The 19,226-nt window shown below is 66.4% G+C and carries 14 protein-coding genes and 1 tRNA gene; 6 read left to right on the top strand and 9 right to left on the bottom strand.

Going from position 1 to position 19,226, the window contains the following annotated elements; all coding sequences use genetic code 11:
- Window positions 1-3: 3 nt before the first annotated feature.
- Genes ABUE31_RS13125 through thrC form a run of 4 tightly spaced genes read right to left on the bottom strand, consistent with a single transcriptional unit; the run spans window position 4 to window position 6,212 of the window.
- Window positions 4-2,886, bottom strand: coding sequence for an EAL domain-containing protein (locus tag ABUE31_RS13125; protein WP_437344122.1), 2,883 nt, complete (start codon window positions 2,884-2,886; stop codon window positions 4-6).
- A gap of 9 nt (window positions 2,887-2,895) precedes the next feature.
- Window positions 2,896-3,492, bottom strand: coding sequence for a GNAT family N-acetyltransferase (locus ABUE31_RS13120; protein ID WP_367724051.1), 597 nt, complete (start codon window positions 3,490-3,492; stop codon window positions 2,896-2,898).
- A gap of 16 nt (window positions 3,493-3,508) precedes the next feature.
- Window positions 3,509-4,801, bottom strand: coding sequence for a M16 family metallopeptidase (locus ABUE31_RS13115; protein ID WP_367724050.1), 1,293 nt, complete (start codon window positions 4,799-4,801; stop codon window positions 3,509-3,511).
- Between the two features lie 7 nt (window positions 4,802-4,808).
- Window positions 4,809-6,212 (bottom strand): threonine synthase, encoded by a 1,404-nt coding sequence (gene thrC, locus ABUE31_RS13110; RefSeq protein ID WP_367724049.1) that lies wholly within the window; start codon window positions 6,210-6,212, stop codon window positions 4,809-4,811.
- Window positions 6,213-6,345: 133 nt separating this feature from the next.
- Here thrC and ABUE31_RS13105 point away from each other — a divergent pair, with 133 nt between their 5' ends.
- Entirely contained in the window at window positions 6,346-6,927 is a 582-nt protein-coding gene (locus ABUE31_RS13105) for a hypothetical protein (protein WP_367724048.1), read from the top strand.
- An 11-nt stretch (window positions 6,928-6,938) separates the two neighbouring features.
- Here the strand turns inward: ABUE31_RS13105 and ABUE31_RS13100 are convergent, their stop codons facing one another.
- Window positions 6,939-7,622, bottom strand: a complete 684-nt coding sequence (locus ABUE31_RS13100) for an HAD family hydrolase (RefSeq protein ID WP_367724047.1) — start codon at window positions 7,620-7,622, stop codon at window positions 6,939-6,941.
- Between the two features lie 151 nt (window positions 7,623-7,773).
- On the opposite strand from ABUE31_RS13100, the gene ABUE31_RS13095 reads away from it, so the two are divergent.
- Window positions 7,774-8,907 (top strand): site-specific DNA-methyltransferase, encoded by a 1,134-nt coding sequence (locus ABUE31_RS13095; RefSeq protein ID WP_367724046.1) that lies wholly within the window; start codon window positions 7,774-7,776, stop codon window positions 8,905-8,907.
- A gap of 4 nt (window positions 8,908-8,911) precedes the next feature.
- On the opposite strand, the gene ABUE31_RS13090 is transcribed toward ABUE31_RS13095, so the two are convergent.
- Window positions 8,912-9,523: an HAD family hydrolase gene (locus tag ABUE31_RS13090; protein WP_367724045.1), complete on the bottom strand. Its 612-nt coding sequence runs from the start codon at window positions 9,521-9,523 to the stop codon at window positions 8,912-8,914.
- 8 nt (window positions 9,524-9,531) lie between these two features.
- Window positions 9,532-10,644, bottom strand: coding sequence for an A/G-specific adenine glycosylase (mutY, locus tag ABUE31_RS13085; protein WP_367724044.1), 1,113 nt, complete (start codon window positions 10,642-10,644; stop codon window positions 9,532-9,534).
- Between the two features lie 57 nt (window positions 10,645-10,701).
- Between mutY and ABUE31_RS13080 the strand changes: the two genes are divergently transcribed.
- From ABUE31_RS13080 to smc, 3 genes are all read left to right on the top strand, one after another.
- On the top strand, window positions 10,702-11,208 hold the full coding sequence (locus ABUE31_RS13080) for a DUF721 domain-containing protein (protein ID WP_367724043.1): 507 nt from the start codon (window positions 10,702-10,704) through the stop codon (window positions 11,206-11,208).
- 147 nt (window positions 11,209-11,355) lie between these two features.
- Window positions 11,356-12,087 (top strand): DsbA family protein, encoded by a 732-nt coding sequence (locus tag ABUE31_RS13075; protein WP_367724042.1) that lies wholly within the window; start codon window positions 11,356-11,358, stop codon window positions 12,085-12,087.
- 54 nt (window positions 12,088-12,141) lie between these two features.
- Window positions 12,142-15,600 carry a chromosome segregation protein SMC gene (gene smc, locus ABUE31_RS13070; protein WP_367724041.1) on the top strand — a complete coding sequence of 1,153 codons (3,459 nt, stop codon included), beginning with the start codon at window positions 12,142-12,144 and terminating at the stop codon, window positions 15,598-15,600.
- Window positions 15,601-15,699: 99 nt separating this feature from the next.
- Here the strand turns inward: smc and ABUE31_RS13065 are convergent.
- Window positions 15,700-15,774, bottom strand: a tRNA-Gln gene (locus tag ABUE31_RS13065).
- A 271-nt stretch (window positions 15,775-16,045) separates the two neighbouring features.
- Between ABUE31_RS13065 and ppdK the strand changes: the two genes are divergently transcribed.
- Window positions 16,046-18,709, top strand: a complete 2,664-nt coding sequence (gene ppdK, locus ABUE31_RS13060; protein WP_367724040.1) for a pyruvate, phosphate dikinase — start codon at window positions 16,046-16,048, stop codon at window positions 18,707-18,709.
- 55 nt (window positions 18,710-18,764) lie between these two features.
- Here the strand turns inward: ppdK and ABUE31_RS13055 are convergent, their stop codons facing one another.
- Entirely contained in the window at window positions 18,765-19,151 is a 387-nt protein-coding gene (locus ABUE31_RS13055) for a hypothetical protein (RefSeq protein ID WP_437344118.1), read from the bottom strand.
- Window positions 19,152-19,226 lie beyond the last annotated feature (75 nt).

Below are 19,226 nucleotides of genomic sequence, written 5' to 3'. Positions count from 1 at the left end.
CCGCTACGCCGGCGCGAGCGGGTACTGTTCCTTGAGCATGCGCAGCACCTGATCGCCGGGGATCGGCGCGCCGAACATGTAGCTCTGCACATATTCGCAGCCCATCTGCCGGAGTTCCAGCGCGTCGTTCTCGTCGGCGACGCCCTCGGCCACCACCGACAGGCCGAGTTCGTGCGCCATGCTGACCATCGACTTCAGCAGCACTGCGCGTTTCGGCGTCGTGTCGTCGACGAAGCTCTTGTCGATCTTGATCGTGTCGAAGGGGAAACGGGTCAGGTAGGCAAGCGACGAGTAGCCGGTTCCGAAATCGTCGAGCGACAGGCCGATGCCGAGTTGCTTGAGCTTGCTCAGCACGTGATTCGTCTGCTCGGGATTGTCCATCACCAGCGACTCGGTGAGCTCCAGGCGGAAGCAGCGCGGCTTGAGGTTTGCCCGGGCGATCACGGAACGCACGTCGCTGACGAGGTCGCGGCGGATAAGCTGGCGGCTCGACAGGTTGACCGACACGGATAGCGGCGCATCGCCGATCTGTTTCTGCCAGTTGGCGAGGTCCTCGGCGGCGCGCTGCATGGCGAACAGGCCGAGCTGGACGATCAGCCCGCAACTCTCGGCAACCGGGATGAAATCAGAGGGCGGGATTGAGCCGCGGCGCGGGTGGTCCCAACGGAGCAGCGCCTCGAAACCTGCCACCGTGCCGTCCTCGAGGCGGACGATCGGCTGGTAGGCGAGGGTGAACTCCTTGCGTTCGGTCGCGCGGCGCAGGTCGGATTCCAGCTGCAGCCGGTCGGTGCCGACGGAACGGAACGCCGGCCGGAACGGCTCGATGCGGTCGCCGCCGAAGCGCTTGGCCTGATGCATCGCCAGCTCGGCGTCCTTGACCATGTCCTCGGCGGTGTTTTGCGAGTTCGTCCAGGTGATGAGGCCGATCGACGCCGTGAGCACGATCTCGCGCTTGGCGAAGTTGATGGGTGCGCGGATCGCCTGCTTGATGGCGTCGGCTACGCCTGCGATGCGAGCCGGATCCTGCTCGGACAGAAGCATCAGCGCGAACTGGTCGCCGGCGAAACGCGACAGCGAATCCTTGGGTTTCAGCAGCCGGTGAAGGCGCCGCGCGATTGTCAGAAGGATGGTGTCGCCCGCCGAGATGCCGAGCCCGTCATTGACCTGCTTGAAGCGGTCGATGTCGATGACGAACACGGTCGGCTGAATCTTGTCCTCGGACCTCGCGACGGAAATGATCGCCTCGAGGCGGTTCATGAACAGCTCGCGGTTGGGCAGGCCCGTGAGGTTGTCGTGCACGGCATCGTGCAGAAGCCGCTCTTCGGCCTTCTTCTGCTCGGTGACCTCGACCATCGTGCCGACGCAGCGAATGACCTCGCCATCGGATCCGACCACCGGCCGCGCGCGCAGCGAGAACCAGTGATAGTGCCCGTCGGCCCCGCGCAGGCGGAAGCTCTGGGCGACCTTGCCGCGGCGGTGTTCGAGCACGACGTCGAGCGTGGTGCGGAAGGTGTCGCGGTCGTCCGAATGCAGCGCCGGCAGCCAGGTGCGGGCGGGACCGCCCAGGCTGTTCGGCGGCAGGCCGAGCTGCATGCTGATGTCGGGCTTGGTGACGACGCGGTCGCGCAGCACGTCCCAGTCGAAAACGATATCGCCGGAGCCGACCACCGCCAGCGCCTGGCGTTCCATGTCGCTGAACAACCCCTGGTGCAGGGCGCCGCCGGCGAAGGCGTGCTGCATGACCGTGAAGCCGATCAGCAGGATGATCAGGATCAGTCCGCCGCCGAGCGCCGGCTGCACGACGTCGTTGTCGATCATGCCGGTGATGGCCATCCAAGATCCGGTCAGCCAGATCAGCACCATCACCCAACTGGGGATCAGCATGATCGCACGGTCGTAGCCGCGGATGCCAAGCAGGACGATGAGGCCGAGGCCGGTGATGGCGGTCGCCGCAAACGAAATCCGGGCGATGCCGGCTGCGACGGCCGGATCGATGATGGCAACGCCAGCGATCAGAAAGAGACCGCAGACCCAGACAAATGCGCCGTAGCTGAAATGGCCGTGCCAGCGATTGAGATTGAGGTAGGCGAAGAGAAAGACGACGAAGGTGGCGGCAAGGCCGACCTCGGTGCCGGCTCGCCACATCTGCTCGTTGCCGGGCGATATCTCGATGATCTTGTTGAGGAAGCCGAAGTCGACGCTGATGTAGGCGAGGACGGCCCAGGACAGCGCCGCGGTCGCCGGGAACATCGACGTTCCCTTGACCACGAACAGGATGGTCAGGAACAGGGCGAGCAGGCCGGCGATGCCGATCACGATGCCGCGGTAGAGCGTGTAGGAGTTGACCGAGTCCTTGTAGGCTTCCGGATCCCACAGATAGACCTGGGGCAGGTTGGGCGAGGCCAGTTCGCCGATGAAGGTCACCACCGTCCCGGGGTTGAGCGTCACCAGGAAGACGTCCGCGTCGGGGCTCGCCTGCCGGTCGAGCGCGAAACCTTCGCTGGGCGTGATGGCGGCGATGCGGCTCGACCCAAGGTCGGGCCAGAAGATGCCAGAGTTCACCAGGCGGAAGTGCGGCGCCACGATGAGCCGGTCGATCTGCTCGTCGGTGGTGTTGGCAAGCGCGAAGACGGCCCAGTCGCCGCTCGACCGCTCGTCGTTGGCCTCGACCTCGATGCGCCGAACAATTCCGTCCGGTCCGGGCGCGGTGGAGACCTGAAAGTTCTCACCCTGATTCTGGTAGATCTGGACGGCGCGGGAGAGGTCGAGCGCGACGTTGTCACGCGAGATCTTGATGGGCTCGATCGCATGCGCGGCCGTGGCGGCGCAGATCACGGCGACAACCGACAGGACAAAGGCGGCGAGCCGCGCGGAGAGGACGTCCAATGCCAATACTCAATCCCTTGCTCGGGCGCCGCGCGGATCGTCAGCGATCAGCGCATAGAGGTAATGATCCTGCCAGCCTCCGTTGATCTTCAGGTAGGACCGCAACAGGCCTTCGCGCGTGAATCCGACTTTTTCAAGCACGCGGATGGACCTAGTGTTGCCCGGAATACAGGCAGCCTCGATCCTGTGCAACCGCATCGTTTCAAAGGCATGCCTTGCAAGCAGATCGAGGGCTTCGGCCATGTAGCCCTGGCCTGCATACTTTTCCCCGATCCAGTAGCCGATGTGCCCGGAACGGGCGACGCCGTGACGAATATTCCCCAGCGTCAGGCCACCGAGAAGTGCGCCGGATTGCCGGTCGAAGATGAAGAATGCGACGGCCGCACCGCGCGAAAAATCCTCGCGGTAGCGTCGGAGCCGGTATCGCCAGGCCGCCTTCTCCAGTTCGTCCGGCGCCCAGGTGGGTTCCCATGGTTCGAGGAACGCGCGGCTCTCTCCGCGCAGCGCCGCCCAGGCGGCGTAGTCGCCGGCGACCGGCAGGCGCAGGATGACGCGTTCGCCCTTCAGCGCCGGACTGTCGCGGCGGAGCAGGGAGAGCCCGAACATGCGCCGTGCCGAGGGATCAGACGGCGCGGCGGCGCAGGCTCGCCTCTTGTCCGGGCAGCGCGTCGCGGATCGCCTCGTAGGGCGCGAGCCGACCGATAGGGCCGACGGCGGCGATCGTCGGGGTCGTCGCGAACAGCCGTTCCGACAGATCCCGGAGCCGCTCCACGGTCAGTGCGGAAAGCCGCTCCATAAGCTCTTCCTTGGCGATCGGCCTGCCGAACAACAGCAACTGGCGGGCGATCTGGGAGGCCCGGCTGGCCGCGCTCTCGCCCGACATGATCAGGCCCGCACGGTACTGCGCCCGCGCCCGGTCGAGCTCGTCCTGCGCGATGCTTTCGCCGGCCTTCTGCAGTTCGTTGACGATGACCGGGATGAGGTTGGAGATGTCGCTCTGGCCGGTCGCCGAGTGGACGCCGAAGATGCCGGTGTCCGAGAAGCCCCAATGGAAAGCGTAGACCGAATAGCAGAGGCCGCGCTTTTCGCGCACCTCCTGGAAGAGCCTCGACGACATGCCGCCGCCGAGGATCATCGACAGCACCTGCGAGGCGTAGAAGTCGCGCACGTGATAGGCGCGTCCCTCGAAGCCGAGGATGATCTGCGCGTCCATCAGGTCGCGGTTCTCGCGGAAGTCGCCGCCGATATACTGGGCATAGGTCGGAACCGTGCTGTCCGCCTTGCTGCGGAACGAGCCGAGGCGTTTTTCGACGTCCCGTACGAACGTGTCGTGCTGCACGTCGCCGGCCGCGACGACGACCATGCGTTCGGCGCCGTACTGCCGGTTGATGAAGTCGTGGATCTGCTGCGAGGTGAACGACTTCACCGTCTCCGGCGTGCCAAGGATCGAGCGGCCGATGGTCTGGTGCCGGTAGGCGGTCTCGGTGAACTTGTCGAAGACGATGTCGTCGGGCGTATCGTGCGCGGCGCCGATCTCCTGCAGGATGACGTGCTGTTCGCGCTCCAGTTCGCCGGGATCGAACCTCGAGTCCGTCAGGATGTCGGCGAGAATGTCGATGGCGAGGGGCACGTCGCCGGAAAGCACCCGGGCGTAGTAGGAGGTGGTTTCGACGCTGGTCGCGGCGTTGATCTCTCCACCCACGTTCTCGATGTCGGAAGCGATCTGGAAGGCGCTGCGGCGCGACGTCCCCTTGAACGCCATGTGCTCCAGCAGGTGCGCCATTCCATGTTCGTCGTCGCGCTCGTTGCGCGCGCCGGACTTGACCCACACGCCGAGTGCAACGGATTCGATGCTTGGAAGGGTTTCGGTGGCGACTGTCAGGCCGTTCGACAGACGGCTTACCTCAACACCCATACAGACCTTAACTCCCTGACACCGCACGCGCATGACGGTTTATATGATCTTCTACCATTTTTAGGTCGGATGGAAGTACCGTGTATCTTTCCTTTGCGTCCATGATGGGCGCGAGCCAGTCCGGCAGCGACGGCGAGACTCCGCAGGCAGCCTCGACGGCGGCCGGGAATTTCGCCGGATGCGCGGTCGCGAGCACGACCATCGGCGTTTCGCGGCCGGCAGTGCGCCGCGCCACGCTGACGGCGGTCGCGGTGTGCGGGTCGAGCAGGTAGCCGCTCGCCTCCAGCGTCGAGCGGATCGTGGCCGCTGCCTCGCCGGTGGTGGTGCGGCCGGCATCGAACTCGGCGCGGATGCGGGCGAGCGCCGGCGGCTCGATCGTGAAGGCGCCCGACTGCTTGAGGCCGTCCATCGAACGGCGCACCGACGCTGCGTCCCGGCCGGCGGCCTCGAACAGAAGCCGCTCGAAGTTCGACGAGATCTGGATGTCCATCGACGGCGAAGTCGTTTCGATCACGTCCTTCATCCGGTATTCGCCGCTCTCGAGCGTGCGCGCCAGAATGTCGTTGTCGTTGGTCGCGATGACCAGCCGTTCGACGGGCAGGCCCATGCGCTTGGCCGCGTAGCCCGCGAAGATGTCGCCGAAATTGCCGGTCGGCACGGTGAACGAGACGGGCCGGTCCGGGCTGCCCAGCGAGATTGCCGACGAGAAGTAGTAGACGATCTGCGCCATGATGCGCGCCCAGTTGATCGAGTTCACGCCCGACAGCGAGACGCGGTCGCGAAAGCCGTGGTCGTTGAACATGTCCTTCACGAGACCCTGGCAGTCGTCGAAATTGCCCTCGATGGCGAGCGCATGGACGTTGGACGCATTCGGCGTCGTCATCTGGCGCTGCTGGACCGGCGACACCTTTCCATTCGGGAAGAGGATGAAGATGTCGGTGCGCTCGCGCCCGCCAAAGGCCTCGATCGCGGCCCCTCCGGTGTCGCCGGAGGTGGCGCCGGCGATCGTCGCGCGCTGGCCTCGCTCTGCCAGGATGTGGTCCATCAGGCGGGCCAGCAACTGCATGGCCACGTCCTTGAAGGCGAGCGTGGGACCATGGAACAGCTCCAGGACGAAGGTGTTCGGAGCCAGCTGCACGATCGGGCAGGTGGCCTCGTGCCGGAACGTGGCGTAGGCCTCGTGCGCCAGGCGCTTGAAGGTCGCCGGTGCGATTTCGCCGCCGAGGAACGGCGTCAGCAGGCGGACCGCGAGGTCCGGATAGGAGAGGCCGCGCATCGCCCGGATTTCGGCGGCGCTGAATTCCGGCCATGTCAGCGGCAGGTAGAGGCCGCCGTCGCGGGCCAGCCCGGCGAGCACCGCGTCCGAAAAACCGAGGATTGGCGCTTCGCCCCGGGTGCTCGTGTACTTCATGTCCGGCCGTCCTTCCGTTGCCTTGGCGCATTGACTGCCGCGAAGCCGCGATTTCCGCAACTTCGTCAGTCGCATTTTCGTCCCGCCGTTGCTATAGAGCAGCGGCTTTACGAGTGGGAAGTGGAGTTTTCGATTGGCGACGGCTCGTTTTCTGGCGGGGTTGGCTCTTGCCGGCCTGGTGTTCGCGGCTTCGGGTTGTCAGTCCGGTGACTCCGGAGGTGTCCTGGGGCTCGGCGGCTCGCAGGAAAAGAAGCCCCAGGAGGGCAAGGTCCTGGCGAGCGAACTGCTGGCCTATTGCCCCAAGGTGGTGGTCAAGGAACCCGAGGGTTTCATCAATCGCTACGCCAAGGGCGGCGAAGGCGACGCGGCAAAACTCATCTTCCAGGCCTCGATCTCGGAATCGACGCGCAGCTGCAGCCGCACGACCGGCATGCTGGCGATGAAAGTGGCCGTTGCCGGCCGCGTGGTGCCCGGCCCAGCCAGCCCGCCCGGCGCCGTGACGCTGCCGATCAAGGTCAGCGTCGTGCGCAGCGACGGCGAGGTTCTGTATTCGCAGACCTACAACCACCAGGTGGGGCTTGCCGGCAACCAGGCACAGCAGTTCGTGTTCAACGACCCCAACGTCGTGGTTCCGATCCCGGACAACAACACGCTGCAGGTCTTCGCCGGCTTCGACGTCCCGGCCAAGAAGAAGCAGGACGAGGACCTGTTCTAGGCTGGCCGGTCCTAGGCGGACCACTCCGAAAGCGCCGCCAGCACGCCGGGAAAGTCCGCCCACCGTCGGATGACGGTTTCCGCGCCCGCCTCGGTCAAGGCGTCCGCGTGGCCCGGATAGCTGTGCGATGCGCCCGTGAACCCGATCACGCGCATGCCGGCGGCCTTCGCGCCGGCGATCCCATGGACTGAATCCTCGACGACGAAGCTGTTTCGCGGGTTGGCGCCAAGCGTTGCGGCGGCATGCAGGAAGACATCCGGCGCAGGCTTGGGATTTCGGGTCGGCGTTTCCAGCGACGAATAGATGCGGCCGGCGAAGAAGGGTGCAAGCCCGGTCTTCTCGGCCATGAAGCCGATCCGTTCGGCGCGCGAGTTCGAGCAGATGCAGCGGTTGGCCGCAACCGAGGCGACCGCCTCGCGCGCGCCTTCGATCGCGCGCACGTCGGCCCGCAGCCGCTGGTCGACCATCGCTTCCGCCTGATCGATCAGCGAAGCCTGGAACGGGATGGCCGCGACCTCTTCGATCTTGAGCATGATGTCCTTGAAGGTCAGTCCGGCATAGCGCTCCGAAAGTTCGGCGCCGGTGATCTCGTAACCCGCCTGCGTGATCATCTCGGCCTCGACGCGGGCGGCAATGATCTCGCTGTCGACGAGGACGCCGTCGAAGTCGAAGATGACGAGGTCTGGCTGGGGCATTTTTCGGCAACCGAGTGAGGGGAGGAGCCGCGCGCCATACACCATGAGGCGTTGCATCGCAAATCGACGCGGCTGCGCGCTTCATTAAATCTTTACCGAGAACGGTAACCATAACGGACAGTGAACAGTAACCGTTTGTCCGAGTATCAGCATGTCCGCAGCCGCGCTTCTCGACCGCTCCGCCGACGTTTCCGCACAGCCCGCATGGCTGAACACGATCCTGAAAGGCGACTGCGTCGCGTCGCTGGACAAGCTGCCTGAAAAGTCGGTGGACGTCATTTTCGCCGACCCGCCCTACAACCTGCAGCTCGACGGCGACCTGCATCGTCCGGACCAGTCGAAGGTCGATGCGGTCGACGATCACTGGGATCAGTTCGAGAGCTTCGCGGCCTATGACGCCTTTACCCGCGCCTGGCTGCTTGCCGCGCGGCGCGTGCTCAAGCCCAACGGAACGATCTGGGTGATCGGCTCCTACCACAACATCTTCCGCGTCGGCGCGACGATGCAGGATCTCGGCTTCTGGATACTCAACGACGTCGTGTGGCGCAAGACCAACCCGATGCCCAACTTCCGCGGCCGCCGTTTCCAGAATGCCCATGAGACGATGATCTGGGCTTCGCGCGACCAGAAGGCCAAGGGCTATACCTTCAACTACGAGGCGATGAAGGCGGCGAACGACGACGTCCAGATGCGTTCCGACTGGCTGTTTCCGATCTGCACCGGCGGCGAGCGGCTGAAGGACGAGAACGGCGAGAAGCTGCACCCGACGCAGAAGCCCGAAGCGCTGCTCGCGCGCGTCATGCTGGCCTCGACCAAGCCCGGCGACGTCATCCTCGACCCGTTCTTCGGCTCGGGCACGACCGGTGCGGTGGCGAAGCGGCTTGGCCGCAACTTCGTCGGCATCGAGCGGGAACAGGGCTACATCGATGCTGCCACCGCGCGTATCGCGTCCGTGACGCCGATGGCATCGGAGGATCTCGCCACGATCTCGGGCAAGCGGGCCGAGCCGCGGGTGGCCTTCGTCAGCCTGATCGACGCCGGCGTGATGAAGCCCGGCACGACGCTCTATGATTCCAGGCGGCGTTGGGCGGCGCGCGTTCGCGCCGACGGCACGCTCGCGGTCGGCGACATCGCAGGTTCCATTCACCGCGTCGGGGCGCAGGTGCAGGGCTTCGACGCCTGCAACGGATGGACCTTCTGGCACTACGAGCGCAACGGCGGCCTGACCCAGATCGACGAACTGCGCCGCATCGCCCGCCTCGGCATGGAGCGGGCAGGGGCCTGACCGGCTAGAGCCTGACGCCAAGCCGACGCAGGTCGGCTTCCAGCTGCTCGGCCCCGGTAAACAGGACGGCCTGCCAGCCTGCGGCCTTCGCGCCGTCGACGTTTTTCGGACTATCGTCGATGAACAGCGTCGCCGCGGGCGCCAGTCCGAACGTGTCGGCATGATGGTCGTAGATCCGGCGTTCCGGCTTGATCGCTCGGATGTCGCCCGAAACGGTGATGCCGCGCGGCTTTTCCAGGAACGGAAAACGCCCGCGCGCCTCGACGAATGTGTCGGCGGCCCAGTTGGTCAGCAGCGTCACGTCGTGGCCGCCGTCGATGAGCTGCTCCATCAGAGCGACGCTGTCGTCATAGGCGTGCGGCACCATCTCGTGCCAGTGGCGGCGGAAATTGCGGATGTTTTCCGCATGGTCGGGGAACAGGGGAATGATCTCCGCCTCGGCCTCCTCCCAGGTGCGGCCGCGATCCTGCTCGATGTTCCAGGCAGAGGTGCAGACGTTGTCGAAGAACCACCTGCGCTCGTCGGGGTCCGGTATGAGCCGGCTGAAGGGCAGGTCCGGGTCGTAGTGGAGGAGGACCTTCCCGATGTCGAAGACGATGTGGCGTATTTCGGTCATGCTGGTCCTCAATGCCTGCGTTTCGTCGCGCCGGGAATGGCCGATTCGATTGCCTTTTTCATGACGGTGGGCAAGGCCTCGTCATGTACCGCGGAAATCGGCGACCACCAATGGCCTGCCGGGGTCGCGAGCGACCCGATATCCGCCCGGTAGACGGTCAGTTCCAGGGTGAAATGCGTGAACACGTGCGCGACGCTCCCCCGATGACGCCAGTCGGCCGCAAAGGGGGCGGCCTCGACGCCCGTGTCGCCGTCGACGCGCGCAGTCCAGCCGGTCGTCGGGACCTCGCTCATGCCGCCGAGCAGGCCTTCGTCAGGGCGCTTGCGCAACAGGATCGCTCCGTCCTTCCTGACCGCGACATAGGCCGCGCCCCGTCTCTGCGGCTTTTCGATCTTCTTGCCCTTCACCGGCAGGAGTTCGGGATCGCCGGCGACGATCGCCCGGCAGTCTTCCCTGAGCGGGCACAGCATGCAGCGCGGCCGCTTCGGCGTGCAGACCGTCGCGCCGAGGTCCATCATGGCCTGGGCGAAGTCGCCCGGCCGGTCTTCGGGGACAAGGCCGTCGAGCAGGGCGCGTATCTCGGGCTTGGCCGAGGGAAGTGGCGTGCGGATTTCGAACAGCCTCGACATGACGCGCTCGACGTTTCCGTCCATCACCGAAGCGCGACGGCCGAACGCGATGGCGGCGATCGCCGCCGCCGTGTAGGCGCCGACCCCCGGCAATTCGCGCAGGCCGTCCTCGCTGCCGGGAAAGGCACCTTCAAGCTCGGACGCGACGAAGTCGGCGCATTTCTTGAGATTCCTGGCGCGGGAATAGTAGCCGAGCCCGGCCCAGGCCTTCATGACGTCGTCGGCGTCGGCCGCGGCCAGGTCGGCCACCGTCGGCCACTTCTCCAGGAACTTGCGGAAATAAGGCTTTACCGCCTCGACGGTCGTCTGCTGCAGCATGATCTCCGACAGCCAGACGTGGTAGGGATCCGGCATCGCGCCGGCTGCGAGTTCGGCCGGGCCGATCCGCCAGGGCAACTCGCGGTGGTGCGCATCGTACCAGGCGAGCAACCGCCCCGCGAGATCGTCCTGGTGCTTTGACACGCCCTTGCGGGCGGCGCTACTGGGTGCCATTGCTTCTTGGGACTGCCCGTTGCGGCAAGGTTGAAGGCGAACTGGATACTCGACGCCATGGCAGGAAATGGGCCCGGCCGCAATGCCGTCGCGGTGAGCGACCTTGCAACGGCGATCCTCGACCCGGTGCTGCGCCGGCGCGCGGGCATTTCGATCGGGCTGGTGCAGTCCTGGGAAGAGATCGTCGGTCCCAGGCTGGCACGCACCTCGCGGCCCGAGAAAATCCGGTGGCCGCGCCGCATGCAGGACGACGATGCGTTCGAGCCGGCGGTGTTGGTCATCGCCTGCGAGGGTATCGCGGCGCTGCACCTGCAGCACGAAACCGGCGAGATCATTGCCCGCGTCAACGCCTTCCTCGGCTTTTCCGCGATCGGCCGGATTCGCATCGTGCAGAAGCCGGTCCGGCCGCCGCAGAAGCCGGAAAGGCCGGCACTCCGCAGCTTGTCCGAGCAGGAAAAGGCTCGCGTTTCGGGCGCGGTCGACAAGATCGAGGACGCCGATCTGCGTGCCTCGCTCGAGCGGTTGGGAGCCAGCGTTCTTGCCGCCCGCAAGCCCCGAAACTGATCCATCTGCCGGTCCGCGCCTCTCGCGAACGTGATCGAGGCCTTGGTTTTGACGATTGGATTGGGGACGGGGATGGCCTAATTCGCGCCAACGCTCGCCATTCGGCGTGCCGGCGTTGCAATATCAAACCACAAACGGGTGATTCGCATGACACGTAACCTGCACCGTCGAACCGTTCTTTCGCTTCTTGCCGTTTCGGCAACCGCGCTCGTCGCGGCCTGCAGCGATTCCGGCGATACGGCCAAGGCAGAGGCATCCGAACCCGCCGCGCCGGCGGCCGATGCGCCATCGCCCATCACCACCTCGGCCACGCCGGCAGCGCCGGAATCCTCGGGAAGCGTGGACATGGCCAAGCTGCTCGAGCCTGGCGCGCTGCCGGAGATGTCGCTGGGTAAGGCTGACGCGCCCGTCACCATCGTCGAATACGCCTCGATGACCTGCCCGCACTGCGCGCATTTCCACGAGACCACGCTGCCGGAACTGAAGGCGAAGTATATCGACACGGGCAAGGCGCGGCTCATTTTCCGCGAATTCCCGTTCGACCCGCGCGCCGAGGCCGGGTTCATGCTGGCGCGCTGCTCGAAGGATAACTATTTCCCGATGATCGACGTGCTGTTCAAGCAGCAGCGCGGCTGGGCGGCCGTCGACAATGCCAAGGATGCGCTGCTCCAGATATCGAAGCTTGCGGGTTTTTCACAGGAGTCGTTCGAGGCCTGCTTGACGGACCAGAAGCTTCTGGACGATGTGAGAGCAGTGCAGAAGCGGGGTTCGGAAGAATTCAAGGTAGACTCGACCCCGACCTTCTTCATCAACGGGAAGACCTATAAAGGGGCCCTGACGATTGCGGAAATGTCGGCGATCATCGACGGCATGCTCTGACGCCCGCGCAGCCCGCGCCGGGGCGGGCTTTCGCGCGCCTGCGGGCAGGTGCGCATGAAATTCTCCCGTCTTCGCCTTCTCGGCTTCAAATCCTTCGTTGAACCCGGCGAGTTCGTCATCGAGCGTGGCCTGACGGGGATCGTCGGGCCCAACGGCTGCGGCAAGTCCAACCTTGTCGAGGCGCTGCGCTGGGTGATGGGCGAAAGCTCCTACAAGAACATGCGCGCGTCCGGCATGGACGACGTCATCTTCTCGGGCTCGGGCACCCGGCCGGCCAGAAACACGGCCGAGGTCACGCTTTTCCTCGACAATGTCGACCGCACCGCGCCGGCCGCCTTCAACGATGCGGACGAACTGCAGGTATCGCGCCGTATCGAGCGCGAGGCGGGCTCCGTCTACCGCATCAACGGCAAGGAAGCGCGCGCAAAGGACGTGCAACTGCTGTTCGCCGACCAGTCGACGGGCGCGCGCTCGCCTTCGATGGTCGGGCAGGGACGCATCGGCGAACTGATCCAGGCGAAACCGCAGGCGCGTCGCGCACTGCTCGAAGAAGCGGCCGGCATTTCGGGCCTGCACACCCGCCGGCACGAGGCGGAACTCAGGTTGCGCGCCGCCGAACAGAATCTCGAGCGCCTCGACGACGTCGTCGGCGAACTCGAAGGCCAGATCGAGAACCTGAAGCGCCAGGCGCGGCAGGCCTCGCGCTTCAAGAACCTCTCCGCAGACATCCGCAAGGCCGAGGCGACGCTGCTGCATGTGCGCTGGACGCAGGCAAAGGCGCAGGAAGCGGAGGCTCAGTCGGCGCTGTCGGCGGCCACCTCGGTCGTCGGCGAGCGCGCCAGCGCCCAGATGGAGGCCGCCAAGGAGCAGGCGATCGGCGCTCACAAGATGCCGGAGCTGCGCGAGGCCGAGGCGTCTGCGGCGGCCGCGTTCCAGCGCCTGTCCATCGCCAAGGCGCAGATCGAGGAAGAGGCGACCCGGATCGAGCGTAGGCGCGCCGAACTCGCCCGACGGCTTGAGCAGCTTGACGCGGACATGGCCCGCGAGGAGCAGATGATCCGCGACAATGCGGACGTCCTGCAGCGGCTGGACGCCGAGGAAACCTCGCTCAACGAGGAAAACGCCTCGTCGCTGGACCGCGAAACATCCACGCGCGCCGCCTTCGAAGGCGCTTCGACCGCCTTGACGCTGAGCGAGGCCGCGCTTGCCAAGCTGACGGCCGAGCGGGCGGAAGCGGTTGCGGCGCGAAACCAGATCGAACGGCAGTTGCGCGAGACGACGGAGCGGCGCGAGCGTCTGGAGCGCCAGTTTACCGGCATCGACCGCGAAGCGGACGAGATTGCACAGCGCATCGCCGCGCTCGCCGACCCGGCCGAGAAGCAGCAGTTGGCCGAAGAAGCCCAGGCCAGGCTCGAGCAGGCCGAGGCGGTGGCCGGCGACGCCGAAAGGGCGGTGGCCGAAGCTCGCGCGGCCGAGAGCGCCGCCCGTCCGCCGCTGCAGGAGGCGCGCGCCGCGCTCGCCAGCATCGAAACCGAAGCCCGGACGCTGGCCAAGATCATCAGTGCGGTAAGCGGGGACCGCTTCCCGGCGGTGCTGGAACAGATCAAGGTCGATCGCGGCTTCGAGACGGCGCTTGGCGCTGCGCTTGGCGAAGACCTCGACGCCGCGCTCGATCCGCAAGCGCCCGCGCACTGGTCAGATGTCGAGGCAGGCGACGCCGATCCGGCGCTGCCGGAGGGCGTTCAGAGCCTTGCCAGCGTGGTGCGCGCACCGCGCCAGCTCGCGCGCCGCCTGGCGCAGATCGGCATCGTCGATTCCGCCGATGGCCGCCGCCTGCAGGGCCAGCTGAAGACCGGCCAGCGTCTGGTCGGCAAGGATGGCGCGCTGTGGCGCTGGGACGGCTTTACGGCGAGCGCCGACGCGCCGACGGCCGCGGCGCAGCGCCTGGCGCAGAAGAACCGGCTGGCCGAACTCGAACTCGAACTGGCCGGCGCAAGCGAAAAGGTCAGGGCCGCCGAAGCCGCGCTGGCAAACGCCGAGCAGGCCGTTCGCGACCGCGTGGCGGGCGAAGCGGCCGCAAGGCAGGGCTGGCGCGATGCGCAAAACCGTCTCGGCGAGGCGCGCGATGCGCTCTCCCGGGCCGAAAGGGCCGCGGGCGAATTCGCAGCGCGCCGTCAGTCGCTCGAGGAGTCGCGCGCACGCATTGCCGACGATCTTTCCGAGGCCGCCGAGGCGGTCGCGGAGGCGGAAATGCAGCTCGCCGAAGCGCCCGATCTCGGCGACCTCGGCGAAAGGCTTGCCGCGCTCGCCGCGACGGTGACGCGAGACCGCGGGCTGCTCGCCGACGCGCGCGCGCTCCACGACGGGCTGAAGCGCGAGGCCGAGGCGCGGACCAGGCGGCTCGCAGCGATCGCAACCGACCGTGCGACCTGGGTGCAGCGCGCGGCGAACGCCGACACGCAGATCGCCGCACTGGCCGAGCGCCGCGACGAGACTGCGTCGGAGATCGAGACCCTGAGCGACGCGCCCGACGAGATCGACGCCAAGCGCCGGGCGTTGCTCAGCCAGCTTTCGCAGGCAGAGACGCTGCGCAAGGCGGCAGCCGACCGGCTGCAGGAGGCGGAAACGCGGCAGGCGGCGCTCGACAAGACCGCGCTCGGCTCCGTTCAGGCGCTGTCGGAAGCGCGCGAAAGCAGGGTCCGGGCCGAAGAGCGGCTGAATGCGGCCGACGAGCGGCGCAAGGAAGCCGAGGCGCGTATCCAGGAAGTACTGAATACCCCGCCGCATCTGGCGATCCGCCAGGCGGAACTCGATCCGGACGCGCCGCTGCCCGACATGGCCGATATCGAGCGGCGGCTCGACCGTCTCAAGGTCGAACGCGAGAGGCTCGGCGCGGTCAACCTGCGCGCCGAGGAGGAGCAGCGCGAACTGAGCGAGCGGCTCGAGACCATCGTTTCGGAACGCGAGGACGTCATCGAGGCGATCCGCAAGCTCAGGCAGGCGATCCAGAGCCTCAACCGCGAGGGGCGCGAGCGCCTGCTTGCCGCATTCGAGGTCGTGAACGGCCATTTCAAGAGGCTGTTCACGCATCTTTTCGGCGGTGGCACGGCCGAGCTCCAGCTCATCGAATCCGAAGACCCGCTGGAAGCCGGGTTGGAGATCCTGGCGCGCCCGCCGGGCAAGAAGCCGCAGACGATGACGCTGCTTTCGGGCGGCGAGCAGGCGCTGACGGCGATGGCGCTGATTTTTGCGGTGTTCCTGACCAATCCCGCGCCGATCTGCGTGCTCGACGAGGTGGATGCACCGCTGGACGACCACAATGTGGAGCGCTTCTGCAACCTGATGGACGAGATGGCGGCGTCGACGGAGACGCGCTTCGTCATCATCACCCACAATCCGATCACCATGGCGCGCATGAACAGGCTGTTCGGCGTGACGATGGCGGAGCAGGGGGTGAGCCAGCTCGTGTCGGTCAGCCTCGAAGCCGCGGAGCGGATGCGCGAGGCAAGCTAGTCTTTCGCGGCGGTCGCCGCCGGCCCGCCGTTGCTGCCACGGTGCCATTCACTCCCGCGAAACGCACTTTTTCAGTCGAGGCAAGTCCGTCTGCCGCGTTGGCTGGGGCGCCTGGATTCGAACCAGGGAATGGCGGTACCAAAAACCGCTGCCTTACCGCTTGGCTACGCCCCACCGTGCCGAAGCATCGACGTGAGCGGCCTTATAACAGCGTCTTTGAAAAGCACAATCGGGCGCAGAGGCCGCGTTCGCAGCTTCACGGTGGGACCCACCGCCCCGGTGCGTCCAGCCCGGACATCGATGGCCTGCCTGCCGTGGTGGTTTTCCTCCTGTGCCGGCTAACGCTAATCGATTGTAGGAGCTGCGCCCGGTTGCCTTTCGCAATGCAGCATCTTAACGGTCGCACCGGATCGCCAGTTCCGGCAGCTTTCCGTGAGGAGCAAAGATGACGAAATGGGTCTACACGTTTGGCGACGGTGCGGCGGAGGGGCAGGCCGGCGACAAGAACCTGCTCGGCGGCAAGGGCGCCAATCTCGCTGAGATGTGCCGCCTGGGACTGCCCGTCCCGCCCGGCTTCACGATCACCACCGAGGCCTGCAACTGGTTCTATGCCAACGGGCGCGCCTATCCGGAAGCGCTCTCGGCCGAGGTTTCGCTGGCGCTCGACCACATCGCCGGCCTGACCGGCCGCAAGCTCGGCGATCCCGTGAGGCTGCTCCTCGTTTCCGTGCGCTCAGGCGCGCGCGCGTCGATGCCCGGCATGATGGACACCGTACTCAACCTCGGTCTGAACGATCGCACGGTGGAGGTGCTCGCCGCCGATTCCGGCGACGCGCGCTTCGCCTATGATAGCTACCGCCGGTTCATCCAGATGTTCTCCAACGTGGTGCTCGGGGTCGACCACGAGGTTTTCGAGGAGATACTCGAGGACGAGAAGGCGCAGCGCGGCTTCGAACTGGATACCGAGCTTTCCGCCGACGACTGGCGCGCCGTCATCGGCCTCTACAAGGCCAAGGTCGAGGAAGAACTGGGCAACCCCTTCCCGCAGGACCCGCAGGAGCAGCTCTGGGGGGCGATCGGCGCGGTCTTCTCGAGCTGGATGAATGCGCGCGCCGTCACCTACCGGCGCCTGCATGACATCCCCGAAGGCTGGGGCACCGCGGTGAACATCCAGGCGATGGTGTTCGGCAACATGGGCGACACTTCGGCCACCGGCGTTGCCTTCACGCGAAACCCCTCGACAGGGCAGAGGGCGCTTTACGGCGAGTTCCTGGTCAACGCCCAGGGCGAGGACGTGGTGGCAGGAATCCGCACGCCGCAGAACATCACCGAGGCGGCGCGCATCGACGCGGGCTCGGACCGGCCTTCGCTGGAAAAGATCATGCCGGAGGCGTTCGCTTCCTTCGTCGAGATCTCCGACCGGCTGGAAAAGCACTACCGCGACATGCAGGACCTCGAGTTCACCATCGAGCGCGGCAAGCTGTGGATGCTCCAGACCCGTTCCGGCAAACGCACCGCCAAGGCCGCGCTGAAGATGGCGGTCGACATGGCGGCTGAAGGACTGATCTCGCGCGAGGAAGCCGTCGGCCGGATCGATCCCGCCTCGCTCGACCAGCTCCTGCATCCGACCATCGACCCGAAGGCGCCGCGCGACATCGTCGCCGTCGGACTGCCGGCGTCGCCCGGCGCCGCAACCGGCGAGATCGTGTTCTCCTCGCACGATGCCGAGGAGATGAAGGCGCTCGGCAAGAAGGTCATCCTCGTTCGCATCGAGACGAGTCCGGAGGACATCCACGGCATGCATGCCGCCGAGGGTATCCTGACCACGCGCGGCGGCATGACCAGCCACGCCGCGGTGGTGGCGCGCGGCATGGGCAAGCCTTGTGTCTCGGGCGCGGGCTCGTTGCGCGTCGACTACCGGTCCGGCACGCTGATGGCGATGGGCTCGACCTTCCGCAAGGGCGACGTCATCACCATCGACGGCAGCAACGGCCAGGTGCTCAAGGGCGCCGTTCCCATGCTCCAGCCGGAACTTTCCGGCGACTTCGCCGCCGTGATGGAGTGGGCCGACGCGATCCGCCGCATGAACGTGCGGACGAATGCAGAGACCCCCGCGGACGCCCGCATGGCCCGTTCGTTCGGCGCCGAGGGAATCGGCCTTTGCCGCACGGAACACATGTTCTTCGATGGCGAGCGCATCGTGGCGATGCGCGAAATGATCCTTGCCGACACCGAGCAGGGCCGCCGTTCGGCGCTGGACAAGCTCCTGCCCATGCAGCGATCGGACTTCGTCGAACTGTTCGAGATCATGGCCGGTCTTCCGGTGACGATACGGCTGCTCGACCCGCCGCTGCACGAGTTCCTGCCGAAGTCGGACGAGGAGATCGAGGAAGTCGCCGCCGTGATGGCGGTCAGCGCCGACAAGCTGCGCCAGCGCACCGAGGCCCTGCACGAATTCAACCCGATGCTCGGGCACCGCGGCTGCAGGCTGGCGATCTCCTATCCCGAGATCGCCGAGATGCAGGCGCGCGCGATCTTCGAGGCGGCGGTCGAGGCCGGAAGGAGGACGGGAAAGCCGGTGGTGCCGGAAGTGATGGTGCCGCTGGTCGGGCTCAAGAAGGAGCTCGATTTCGTCAAGGCGCGCATCGACGCCGTGGCGGCGGCCGTCATGAAGGAGAGCGGCGAAACGATCGACTACCTCACCGGCACGATGATCGAGCTGCCGCGCGCCGCGGTGCGCGCGCATGTCATCGCGGAAACGGCCGAGTTCTTCTCCTTCGGCACCAACGACCTGACACAGACGGCGTTCGGCATTTCGCGCGACGACGCGGCGTCCTTCCTGGAGACCTACCGGCAGAAGGGCATCGTCGATCAGGATCCGTTCGTCTCGCTCGACCTCGACGGTGTCGGCGAACTGGTGAAGCTTGCGGCCGAGAAGGGACGGGCGACCCGGCCCGGCATCAAGCTCGGCATCTGCGGTGAACACGGCGGCGACCCTGCGTCGATCCGCTTCTGCGAGCAGGTCGGCCTCGACTACGTCTCGTGCTCGCCCTACCGGGTGCCGATCGCGAGACTGGCGGCCGCGCAGGCCGCGGTGAAGAACGGCTGAGGTCTCGGCCAACTTCGGGCGGCGCAGACGCCGTCCGACAGAGCGCGCAGGCGCGTCAGGCGGCGGCCTTCAGCACGTCCATCAGGCCGGCATAAGACTCGGCGATTCCCGCCAGCGGGCTCCGGCTGTGCGAGGCCGTCTCGACTTTGAGCTGGCCGCCTGTCGCCGGCAGCGTGAGCAGGAGGAACTGCCGTCCTTCTCCGAGCCCGACCACGGCGGCGGCGGCATGCTGCGTCTCGCCGTCGACGCTGGTCTTCATCTTGAAGAGGAGCGTTCCCTCGACGACTTCGAGCGCGCCGCGCACGACCTGTTCGAACTCCTGGTCGGACACCTCGTGGGATATCCGGGCGATCGGAATCGCCGGCTCAAGCATCGCCTCGGCCGCGCCGGTTACGGAACTGCCTTGCTCAGGCTGGTGCTCGATCGATTCTTCGGCGTTCATGCGCAACCTCTTTGGCCATTCGCATACAAAACCCCGCCGCCGCCAAGAATCGGCGTCGACGATGGCCGCAATATG

This window comes from Mesorhizobium marinum (genome assembly GCF_040813675.1).
Classification (GTDB): Bacteria; Pseudomonadota; Alphaproteobacteria; order Rhizobiales; family Rhizobiaceae; genus Mesorhizobium_K; species Mesorhizobium_K marinum.
Note: the sequence above shows the minus strand (reverse complement) of the source record. Positions and strands in the feature narration are given on the sequence as shown.